Origin of the sequence: Sphingomonas radicis (assembly GCF_051400635.1) — a bacterium.
Classification (GTDB): domain Bacteria; phylum Pseudomonadota; class Alphaproteobacteria; order Sphingomonadales; family Sphingomonadaceae; genus Sphingomonas.
Genome location: NZ_JBLFFG010000002.1, coordinates 509,467 through 520,332, shown reverse-complemented (window position 1 = coordinate 520,332; position 10,866 = coordinate 509,467). Strand labels below are relative to the sequence as shown.

Here is a 10,866-nt window from a genome sequence, read left to right as displayed (position 1 = left end):
GCCAGACTGGAGGGAGGGGTGTCGTTCACGGATTTAACCCTCAAAGTTATTACCGATTCTGTCAATCGTAATAATTGACACCGATTCTTCGGGCGTGTCGAGCGGCAGTTTGTTCGTGAGCGGCAGGTCGTAGACCGCGGTCGCGCCGAAGCGGTGCGGCGCGTGCGGATCGATGCGGCGCTTGTCGAATGCCAGTACGCGCGTGCCGAGTTTGAAGGCTTCGACGATGTCGTGCGTCACCATCAGCACCGTGAGCCCATGTTCCTCCCACAGCCGCAGGATGAGCCGGTGCATGTCCTGCCGGATGCCGGGATCGAGCGCGCCGAACGGCTCGTCGAGCAGCAGCGCGCGCGGCCGCGCCATCAGCGCCTGGGCGATCGCGAGGCGTTGCTGCATGCCGCCCGAAAGTTGCGACGGATACAGATCGAGCGAATCGCCGAGACCCACTTCGATCAGCATCGCCTCGGCTTCCTCGGCCGCGCGGCGCCGGGCGGCACCGAAGAGACGCGCGGTAAAGGGCGCCTTCGCGCACTCCCGTCCGAACATCACGTTGCGCAGCGCGGTCAGGTGCGGAAACACCGAATAGCGCTGGAAGACCACGCCGCGATCGGGCCCGCATTCGGGCGTGAGGATCTTGCCGTCGAGCAGGATGTTGCCACGGCTGGCGGTTTCCTGACCCAGCGCGAGGCGCAGGAAGCTGCTCTTACCCGAGCCGGATGGTCCGACGATGGAGACGAAGCTGCGCTCGGCGATGCCGAGATTCACGCGCTCGAGCACGATCTTCTCGCCATATTCGAGCCAGACATTTTGGAAGGCGAGGAGGTCGCTCATCGCTGGCCCTGATGCGCCCATGCGAAGGCGCGGCGGCTCAGCTGCAGGAGCAGTACATCCGTCAGGATCGCGAGCAGCGAAATCCAGGCGACATAGGGAATGATGACATCCATCGAGAGATAGCGGCGGACGAGGAAGATCCGGTATCCGAGCCCGACGTCGGACGCGATCGCCTCGGCCGAGATGAGGTAGACCCAGGCCGGTCCCAGCGACAGGCGAAGTCCCGCAATCAGGCGTGGGAGCGCCTGCGGGAGGGCGACACGCAATGCGAGCTGCCAGCTGCTCGCGCCCAGCGTTTGTGCCTTGACCAATTGCTCCTGCGGGAGTGCCGCGACATGGCTGGCGAGGTCGCGGATCAGGAAGGGGGCGACGCCGATCACGATCAGCGCGACTTTCGCCGTCTCGCCGAGCCCGAAGGCGATGAAGAGGATCGGCAGGAGCGCGATAGGCGGGATCACCGCGACGGTCGTGACGAATGCCCCGAAGGTCGCGCGCGCGGCCGGCAGGACGCCCAGTACCATGCCGACGAGCAGCGCCGACAGTGCGCAGATGCCGAGTCCGAGAAAGAGCCGCTCAAGGCTCGCGGCCGTGTCCGCCCAGAAGATGACCCGGCCGCTCAGCGGATCCGCCTCGAAGAGCAGGCCGCGCATCGCGTCCGCCATCGCCGCGGGCGTGGGCAGCACCTTGTCCGAGGCATTGGCGGCGTGGCGGGTCGCCGAAGCGATCAGATATCCGATCAGGGCCACAAGCAGCGGCAATGTTCCGAGCAGGACCGCGGTGCGGCGGTTTGGCTTGATGTTTACCCAGCGCATCGTGGCGAGCTCAGAGCTTGCCCGCCGCGGCCTGTTCCATGAAGCTTGGATCGAAGCGCAGCTTCACATTGTTCGGATCGCCGAGTGTCTTTCCGTCCGGCAGGCTGATGCCGACCGTGTCGGCCGATTTGGCGCCGGTGCCGAACAGGCCCTTCGAGAAGCTGAAGTCACGCACCTTGATCATCGTATCGGCGAGGACAGGCGATTTGAGCGCGGCCACGGCATTCTGCGGCGTATCGTAGAAGTGCGTGGTGGTTAGCTGCGCGTCGAACGCCTGCGGAGTCGATCCGGCCATCTTCGCCATCTCGGCACGGGCCGCGGCGCCCGCAGCATCCTTCCGGTGCATCAGCGTGATCGTCTCGTACCAAATGCCGGCCAGCGCCTTGCCAAGATTGGGATTGGCCTTGAGGGTGGCAGTGTCGACGGCGAGCAGGTCGAGGATTTCGGCGGGCACCTGATGCGAATCGAAGACCAACTTCGCATTCGGCATCCTGGCGAGTTCGGTGAGCTGCGGGTTCCAGGTGACCGCAGCGTTGGTGGCGGAATTGGCGAAGGCGCCGACGATATCGGCATCGGACGTGTTCACGGTCTTCACGTCGGAAAGCTGCAGCCCGGCGGTGGAGAGCGCGCGTGCCAGCAGATAGTGCGAAACCGATAGTTCGACGAGATAGACGGTACGTCCCTTGATGTCGGCCAGGCTCGATGCGTTCTTCAGGACGATGCCGTCATTGCCGTCCGAATAGTCGCCCAGAATGATCGCACTCGTGTCCTTGCCGCCGGCGGCGGGGATGGTGAGCGCGTCCATGTTGGTAACGGTGACGCCGTCGAGCTTGCCGGCGCTGAACTGGTTCACCGACTCGACGTAGTCGTTGACCTGCACGAAGTTGATCTTGACGCCGTATTTGTCCGCCCACTTCTTCACGATGCCGGCTTTCTGGGCATAGGGCCACGGCATCCAGCCGGCATAGATCGACCATCCGATCGAGAAGTCATTCCGCGGTGCAGCATCCTGTTGTGCACCGCCACCGCATGAGGTGGTGAGAAGCATGGCCAAGGTTGCCATCGCCAAACCCGTTTTTGACATCCAGTTTGCCATGTTCTTCCCTTTGCTCCGCGCCGCGCGCCCCGAAACGCTCGGAAATCGTAGGGTGTACACTGCCTACGATATTACGTTTGCGCAATCCGGTAATAAAATATATATCGAGCCCATGAGACGTGCCACCTCATTTTATGATGCTGCAATGCGTCATTTGCGCACCATCCGAGATGGCTTTGCGGCTTGGTCGGCTCCCGATATCCAGCAGAGAACCGCGCCGTCGGGGCATCGGGTGGCGATACGCGCCGATCATGCTCGTGCCAGGCTGCAGGGGGCGAAGAACAGGCCTGATCTTCGGCGAGACCGAGTATAGGCTGAGCGATGGCACATGCGTTCCGAGGGATATTATTAGGTGCGGCAGTCGCCGTCGTCGGTCTGATCGTGACGATGTTCATCATGGCACGCGGCGCGCGCCAAAAAGCGCGGCGGGAGCGTCTGCGCCAGACACAAATTCTGCAGGATGAGATCGCCGCTCATCGGCTGACCCTAGGCGAACTCGCCCGCGCGAAGGAGGCGGCAGAGGCTGCCAACGCCGCGAAAACCCGCTACCTTGTCGCGGTGAGTCACGAAATCCGTTCGCCGCTCAATGCCATCTATGGTTATGCCCAGCTTCTCGAGCGCGAAGACCCGATCCCGCCGGTTGAAGCCGGCAGCGTGATCCGACGGTCCGCTGAGCATCTCACCAACCTCGTCGAAGGGCTGCTGGATATATCGCGGATCGAGAGCGGTGTGCTTAAGCTCAGGCAGGACATCGTTCGCCTGCCGGCTCTTCTCGATCAGGTGGTCGACATGTTCCGCATGCAGGCGGCGGCCAAGGGCCTTTCGCTCGAATATAAGATCGAAGGCCGGTTGCCGCCGTTCGTCCGCACCGATGAGAAAAGGCTGCGGCAGGTTCTCATCAATCTGCTCTCCAACGCCATAAAATATACCGACAAGGGCGGCGCGACGCTGACGATTCGGTATCGCAGTCAAATGGCCCAGATCGACGTCACCGACACCGGCATCGGAATCGCGCCCGAGGATCTGGAGAGAATCTTCGAGCCGTTCGAGCGCTGCATTTTGCCCGATTCAGCGATGCAGCCCGGGATCGGCCTCGGCCTGGCCATCACCCGTGTTCTCGCGCGGATACTCGGCGGGGAGGTGACGGTGTCGAGCGAGGTGGGCCGCGGCAGCAGCTTTCGCCTCCAGATGCTATTGCCTGAACCAATGGCCGCCCCAACGGGCACGCCCGCCCATGATCGCGTGACCGGCTACAACGGCGATCGGAAGACGATCCTGATCATAGACGACGATCCCTCTCAGCTCATCGTCGTGCAGCGCCTGCTGCGGCCGCTGGACTTCGTCGTTTTCGCGGCGACGAGCGGCGCCGAGGGGTTTGCGCTGGCCGAGAGTTGCGCTCCGGATCTGGTCCTGCTCGACATCCAGATGCCGGGCTGCAGCGGATGGGAGGTCGCCGCGCAGTTGCGCACGAGGTTCGGGCCGTTGCTGCGGATCGTCATGGTCTCTGCCAATGCCCATGAGTATCGCGCGGGCGGAGATGGTCAGAGCCACCATGGCGCCTTCCTTTCCAAACCGGTCGATCTCGATGCGCTGCTGGATACGATCGGCCGCCAGCTCGGCATCAATTGGATCGCGTCCGGTGACGGTGAGGCCAGTCGCCAGGCGAGCCAGTCTCCCGGCTCGCTTCCCCCGGAGGCTGAGCCCTATCTCATGAGCCTGCGGCACCATGTCAAAACCGGCCATGTCCGCGGCATCGAAAAGCTCCTCGCCGAGCTCGAGGCTGAAGTGCCGGACAGCGCCGGGGCGGTCGCCGAGATGCGGCGCCATCTGGACGATTTCGATCTGCGCGGGCTTGCCCGGAGGCTCGGCAATGGCGACTAGCCCGGGAAGCGGAACGCGCGCGACGATTCTCGTCGTCGACGACACGCCTGAATCGCTGCACTTTCTGACCAGCACGCTCGAGCATGCCGGCATGACCGTCTTAATCGCGGTCGACGGCCTCGCCGCGCTCGAGCTGCTCGAACATGTCACGCCCGATCTGGTACTGATGGATGCCGTGATGCCCGGTCTGGACGGCTTCAAGACCACGCGCAGGATAAAGTCGGACAGCCGCTTCCACCATTTGCCGGTGATCTTCATGACCGGACTGACCGAGACCGAGCATGTCGTGCACGGGCTGGAGGCAGGCGGAGTCGATTATGTCCACAAGCCGATCGTGGTCGATGAATTGCTGGCGCGCGTGTCGGTGCATCTTGCCAATGCGCGCGTCGCGCAGGGCAGCCAGCTCGCGCTCGACACCGCCGGCCGACCGTCCTTCGCGATCGACGCTGCCGGCGCGACCATCTGGCTGACGCCATTGGCGACTGCCACTATCGAGCGGCTGTTCCCCGGCTGGGCACCGCGCGACGGTCGGTTGCCGGAACAGCTTGCCGCCACGGTGAGACCCCTGCAGCAGCCCGGGGTGCCGCCCGGAGCCCAGGCTTCGTTCAAGATCGATCAGAGTGCGGTGGAATGCACGTTCCTGCGCCAGAGCAACGCCGACGAATGGCTGTTCCGGCTGACCGAGCGGCGGGAGGGGGACGCCGAACGGTTACTTGCCGAGCGTCATGGCCTGACGTCGCGCGAGGCCGAGGTTCTGGTCTGGATCAGCCGCGGCAAGCAGAATCGGGAGATCAGCGAGATCCTGCACATCAGCCCGCGTACCGTGAACAAGCACCTGGAGCAGATCTTCGAGAAGATGGGCGTGGAGAATCGTGCTTCTGCCACCGCGATCGCGGTCAGCACGCTGTCGCAATAGATCATGACGAGAGCGCTGCAGAGCATGGGAGAACCCCTGAGCGCGGCGGGGCGCGCCGCGCTGGAGAAGGGCGATTTCGCCGGGGCACGCCGCCTGGCCGCGGTTCGCATGTCGGAAGCCTCTGGCAAGGCCGAAGCATATTTCCTGCTCGGTGTCGCCGATGCCGAAGCCGGCCGCGTGCAGGACGGGATTCGCCAGATCGAGCAGGCGGTCGCGATCGCGCCGCATGGCGAATATCGCGCGCAGCTCGCGCGGCTCTATACGCTCGTCCGTCGCGACGGCGATGCCGCGGCCACGCTCCGCGCGGCCGAGGCCTCGCCGCCGGCTGATGCGCTCGGGCGCGATACGATGGCATGCGTCTATGCGCGCCTGGGCGATCACCTGGCGGCGCTTCCGCATTTCGTTGCCGCGGTCGATCTCGCGCCGGAAAACGACCAGTTCCGTTACAATCATGCGGCGACGTTGAGCTTCCTAGGCCGGAACGAGGAAGCCGAAGCGGTGCTCGAATTGATCCTCGGCCGCGCGCCGAACGACGCTAGGGCCCATCATCTGCTGGCCGGACTGCGGAAGCAGACTCCCGCGCGCAACCATGTGGCGCGGCTTCGCACCGTGCATGATCGCGCGTCGCCGGGGCGCGATCGTTTGCTGACCGGCTATGCGCTGGTGAAGGAGCTCGAGGACATCGGTGATTCGGAGGAGGCGCTCGAGCGCCTCGTCACGATCAACAGCGCGCACCGCGCCGCGCTCGCTTATGATTTCGCGCGGGATGCCGCGATCTTCGATGCGGTCGAGGCGGCGTGGCCTCTCGTCGCGCACGCGCCGATGGGGGAGGGCGCAACCGAGGCGCCGATCTTCGTGATCGGCATGCCGCGCACCGGCACGACTTTGGTCGACCGTATCCTGGCATCGCATCCCGGGGTCGAGAGTGTCGGCGAGCTTCAGGCCCTGCCGCTAGCGGTCAAGGCGGCGGCGCAAACGCGCAGCCGCACCGTCCTGGATCCCGAGACGATCCTGGCCGCGGCCGGGCGCGATGCGGGCGCGATCGGTCGCGATTATCTGGCGCGCGCGGCCCACCACCGGCGGACCCCGACGCTGCGCTTCGTCGACAAGTTCCCGGGCAACTTCTTCTATGCGGGAATCGCGGCGTGCGCGCTGCCGAACGCGGCGATCGTCTGTCTGCGGCGGAACCCGATGGATACAATTCTCGCCAACTTCCGAAATTTGTTCGCGATCGGATCGCGTTACTATGACTATAGTTACGATCTTCTCGACATCGCTGCTTATTATGCGCGATTCGATCGGCTGATGGCGTTCTGGCGCGAGGCGCTGCCCGGCCGCATCCTCGATCTCAGCTACGAGGGGCTGGTCGAGGATCAGGAAGGGGAGACGCGGCGGCTGTTGGCCCATTGCGGGCTCGACTGGTCGGAAGAATGCCTGAATTTTCACGCTTATTCCGGTGCGGTATCGACGCCGAGCGCCGCACAGGTCCGTCGCCCGATCTACCGGGATTCGGTGGCACGCTGGCGGAAGCATGCTGCCGCGCTGGAGCCGGTGCGCGCCTGGCTGGAGGCGCAAGGCATCGGCGTCGATTGAACCCGTTCATCGGTCGTCAGGCCGGCACCTGCAATCAGGCACCGGCCCTGACCTGACGGGAATGGCCTCAGCGCATTGCCAGCTGGTTTGCCTTCGTGTCCTTGGCGGAGGCCGTCGCAGCCGCGATGCGCAGGCGAATGTCGGCGATTACGTCCGCGTGACAGGCACGCGCCTGGGCGCCGAGTGCGAGATGGATGGAACTCATTCCCACGCCGCAAACCGCATTTGCCGCCTGATCCATCCGGATCGCGAGACGCTGCTGGCCCTCGACGCTGGTGAGATCGAGCCCCCGCAAGTCGAGCACTGCGCTGTCTGCCGAAAAAGGATTGTCGCCGGGTGCCGCGAAGGCAGGCGCTGCCACCATCAGCGCGGCGAGCGCCACTATGCCGATCTTCATCATCATCTCCTGCGTCTGTCCTGCCCCGACGCTCTCCGGCGATCAGGTGATGACCAATTAATGCTGGCCGGCAGTAGTTGCAAGTATAATGACGAATATTACTAAATAGAAGATCAGTATGCACTTACTATCAGGCTGGAGAGTTCGATCCGCTTGCCGAGTGCGCCGGGCGGCAGCGCGACGACTTCGGTGCTTTCGCCCCCCGTGCGCGTGTCGGCCAGGGTCACAGTCAGCGCGTCGCTATGGGCACCCGCCCAGCCGCGTGCCGTCGCCAACGGCACCGTCGCGCGCCAGGAGCGATTGCCCTCGACCATGAGGGGGCGGCCCGCGATCCGGATTGTCACTGCGGCATGGGCGCGACGGCCGGAGATGCGGAGACAGGTAGCATCTCCGCAATGGACCAGACGTGCCTTTGGCGCGGCGATCGCGGTCTCGGGAGTCGCAGCTATCGCGAGAGCCAGGACGAGGCAGGCGATCCTTGATGCGGGCCGAACCTGAGCGGGAGCAAGCATCTCACGCGGATACGAACCCCTGCTGCACTGCGGAATGGGCAGTTTGACGTAGGGTGCACTCCTTGCGGATCGGCTTACGTCAAACGCCCCATGTCACAGGGTTGTTATTATCGTTTAGCGTATTTGTAATACGCGAAGGCTCCGAGGAAGCTGACGCTTGGGAAGGATGTCGAGAGGAGACGCTCGGGATCACAAAAAAAGCCAAGGGGGTAGAAGATGGGACGACTTTCTCGCACGAGCTTGCTTTGCGCGACTGCGCTCGTGAGCGTCGCCGCCGCCCCGGCGCTGGCGCAGGAGGCGTCCGTTCCGGAGCAGGAAGCATCTTCCGACTCCGCCGCCACTTCGAACGAGATCGTGGTGACGGGCAGCCGCCGACGGACCACGCTCCAGGATGCCCCGATCAACATCAGCGCGGTATCGGGCGATACGATTGAAAATCTGCGGCTCGACGACATCCGCGCGCTCGGCAACTTCACGCCGGGTGTCACGATAGCCGATACTGGACCGGCATCGACGGGCGAGATTATCCTGCGCGGCATTTCGTCCGGCGACACCAGCGTCAATGGCTCCAATGCCAATGATGCGGTCGGCGTCTATCTCGGCGAGGTTCCGCTCTATCTGGACTTCAAGCTGATCGACATCAGCCGCGTGGAAGTGCTGCAAGGGCCGCAGGGCACGCTCTATGGCCTCGGCACGCTCGCAGGCGCGGTGCGCTACATCCCCAACCGGCCCGATACGGACCGCTTCTCTGTCGACGTGCATGGCCGCGGTTACGCACAATCGCATTCGGATGATTTCGGCGGCATCGGCGATATCGCCGTCAATGTGCCGATCTGGAAGGATCATATCGCGTTCCGGACCGCGACGGGCTATTACAGCAACGCTGGCTTCATCGATTATAATTACCTGCTGAAGCAGCCGGGCGTCTCCGATCCTCAGCCGGTCCGCGCGTCGGGGGGATCGACCGGCTCCCTTGGCGGCCCGATCGACTATCTTGCCAATTTCAAGCGCGCCGAAGACGTGAACTATGAGCATACGTTCACCACGCGGAACCAGCTGCTGCTCGAATATAATCCCAATATCAGGGCGTATCTTACCTACGCCCACCAGACCACCAAGAGCGGTGGTCGCCAGGCCAATGGCGCCGGCGTGCTCGGCACCGGGAAATATGAAGGACCTTGGCGCTATCTCGAGCCGTTCGATCGCAAGTCGGATCTCTTCTCGGCCGAGATCTACGTCAATCTCTTCAACATAGCGCAGCTTGTCAGCACCACGGCCTATACGAAGCAGACCATCGACAACACGGACGACAATACCGATCTGCTTCTCGATCTTAACTATGGTTACGAAGCATTTCCCGAGTTTTCTTCCTACGCTAACAACAAGCGGGAGTATAAGCAGCTCAATCAGGAGGTGCGTCTCGTCTCTACCCATGGCGGTCCATTCAACTGGGTCATCGGCGGGTTCTACAACCGCCTGGAGTTTACTTCCGATCGGCGCGAATATACGCCCGGTTTTTCCGAATCGTCTGTATATTGGGGCGTAGATCGTCCGGACAACCTCGAATATATCGCCACCGTCGACAGCAAGAACGTCGAGAAGGCGGTTTATGGCGAGGGCACGCTGCACTTGACTAAAGAGTGGCAAGTGACGGGCGGCATTCGCTATTTCAAATATGACGCGGATGTCGCCGGTGGATCCGCGCTGCCGCTTTTGGGGAGCGGCATCGGCCCCTATCCGTCGACGACGATCCTTCCGAACCGGATCCGGACCGGATCGACGAGCAAGGACGGCGTGGTCTGGAAGGCGAACACCTCCTACAAGTTCAGCGACGATCTGCTGACCTATTTCACTTATTCGACGGGCTATCGCATCGGCGGGGTCAACCGGGTGGTGCCTTGTCCCCCGGTGCTGGCGCCAGGCCAGAATCTCTGCGCGCTGCCCAATGAGCTGGTCTATGGGCCGGACAAGACGCGCAACATCGAGCTGGGCGTGCGCGCCAGCCTGTTCGACAAGCGGCTCCAGCTGACGCTCAACGGCTATCATATCAGATGGAACGGCGTGCAGGTGCCGAGCCAGACAGTGAACGGCGCAATCGGCATCACGGTGAACGGCGCCAATGCCGTCTCTAGGGGTTTCGATTTCCAAGGCGCGCTCAAGATCACGCCGAACCTCAGCCTGCTCGGCACCTATTCCTATGTCGACGCGCACTTGACCGAGGATGTGGTGGGACTGGTGGTCAGCCAGGGCGTTCGCTATGACGCCTCGGCGGGTGACAGGCTGCCCGGATCGGCGAAGAATTCGGCCAGCGGCCAGCTCATCTACAGCTATCCGCTGGGCGACGGACGCAAGATCGAGGCGACCTGGGCTACCATATATCGCGGCGACATCTATTCGCGCGTGGGGCTTCGCGGCAATGGCGAGAAAATCCCGAGCTACGTCACGCACGGCGCATCGCTGAACTACATCGGCGAGCGTTTCGAGATAGGGCTGTTCGCAGACAATATCTTCGACAAATATGCAGTGACTGCGATCAGCAACGATATCTCGTCCTACAATCAGGTCCGCACCGATGTGGTCGAGCGCTATTACGCACGCGGCGTGCTGACGCCGCGGCGCGTGGGCATCGACTTCCGCTTTCACTACTAAGTAACGGGGGCCGGCCCATGCCCGTCGACAGCAATTTGCTTGTGATCGAAGCATGGGCCGGCGACATCGCCGGGACGCGAGAGACTAGTTTATTCGGCCACCTGTGCCTCCCGGGACGCCATCCTAAAGGGGTCACACGGGGGCACGTATGGCTGATCGTAAACGCCTTGCAGGCAGTC

9 protein-coding genes are annotated in these 10,866 nt (G+C 63.3%); 4 read left to right on the top strand and 5 right to left on the bottom strand.

What is annotated here, in order from left to right; genetic code table 11:
- Positions 1 to 33: 33 nt before the first annotated feature.
- The 3 genes from ACMGDH_RS09355 to ACMGDH_RS09345 are packed head-to-tail and all read right to left on the bottom strand — an operon-like array spanning position 34 to position 2,706.
- Positions 34 to 831: an ATP-binding cassette domain-containing protein gene (locus ACMGDH_RS09355; RefSeq protein ID WP_436827674.1), complete on the bottom strand. Its 798-nt coding sequence runs from the start codon at positions 829 to 831 to the stop codon at positions 34 to 36.
- Positions 828 to 1,643, bottom strand: coding sequence for an ABC transporter permease (locus ACMGDH_RS09350; RefSeq protein ID WP_436827673.1), 816 nt, complete (start codon positions 1,641 to 1,643; stop codon positions 828 to 830). Before ACMGDH_RS09350 ends, ACMGDH_RS09355 begins: the two co-directional genes overlap by 4 nt.
- Before the next feature lie 10 nt (positions 1,644 to 1,653).
- The gene (locus ACMGDH_RS09345) at positions 1,654 to 2,706 is read right to left on the bottom strand and encodes a putative urea ABC transporter substrate-binding protein (RefSeq protein ID WP_436827672.1); all 1,053 of its coding nucleotides are present in this window, start codon (positions 2,704 to 2,706) and stop codon (positions 1,654 to 1,656) included.
- Positions 2,707 to 3,060: 354 nt separating this feature from the next.
- Here ACMGDH_RS09345 and ACMGDH_RS09340 point away from each other — a divergent pair, with 354 nt between their 5' ends.
- The 3 genes from ACMGDH_RS09340 to ACMGDH_RS09330 are packed head-to-tail and all read left to right on the top strand — an operon-like array spanning position 3,061 to position 7,129.
- Complete coding sequence (locus ACMGDH_RS09340; protein ID WP_436827671.1) at positions 3,061 to 4,620, top strand: ATP-binding response regulator; 1,560 nt, start codon at positions 3,061 to 3,063, stop codon at positions 4,618 to 4,620.
- Positions 4,610 to 5,536, top strand: coding sequence for a response regulator (locus tag ACMGDH_RS09335; protein ID WP_436827670.1), 927 nt, complete (start codon positions 4,610 to 4,612; stop codon positions 5,534 to 5,536). The genes ACMGDH_RS09340 and ACMGDH_RS09335 overlap by 11 nt, the downstream gene beginning before the upstream one ends.
- A 24-nt stretch (positions 5,537 to 5,560) precedes the next feature.
- On the top strand, positions 5,561 to 7,129 hold the full coding sequence (locus ACMGDH_RS09330) for a sulfotransferase family protein (protein ID WP_436827669.1): 1,569 nt from the start codon (positions 5,561 to 5,563) through the stop codon (positions 7,127 to 7,129).
- Positions 7,130 to 7,196: 67 nt separating this feature from the next.
- Here ACMGDH_RS09330 and ACMGDH_RS09325 read toward each other — a convergent pair whose 3' ends face one another.
- The gene (locus ACMGDH_RS09325) at positions 7,197 to 7,526 is read right to left on the bottom strand and encodes a UrcA family protein (protein ID WP_436827668.1); all 330 of its coding nucleotides are present in this window, start codon (positions 7,524 to 7,526) and stop codon (positions 7,197 to 7,199) included.
- A 113-nt stretch (positions 7,527 to 7,639) separates the two neighbouring features.
- Positions 7,640 to 8,038: a hypothetical protein gene (locus ACMGDH_RS09320; RefSeq protein WP_436827667.1), complete on the bottom strand. Its 399-nt coding sequence runs from the start codon at positions 8,036 to 8,038 to the stop codon at positions 7,640 to 7,642.
- 216 nt (positions 8,039 to 8,254) lie between these two features.
- Here ACMGDH_RS09320 and ACMGDH_RS09315 point away from each other — a divergent pair, with 216 nt between their 5' ends.
- Positions 8,255 to 10,687 carry a TonB-dependent receptor gene (locus tag ACMGDH_RS09315; protein WP_436827666.1) on the top strand — a complete coding sequence of 811 codons (2,433 nt, stop codon included), beginning with the start codon at positions 8,255 to 8,257 and terminating at the stop codon, positions 10,685 to 10,687.
- Positions 10,688 to 10,866 lie beyond the last annotated feature (179 nt).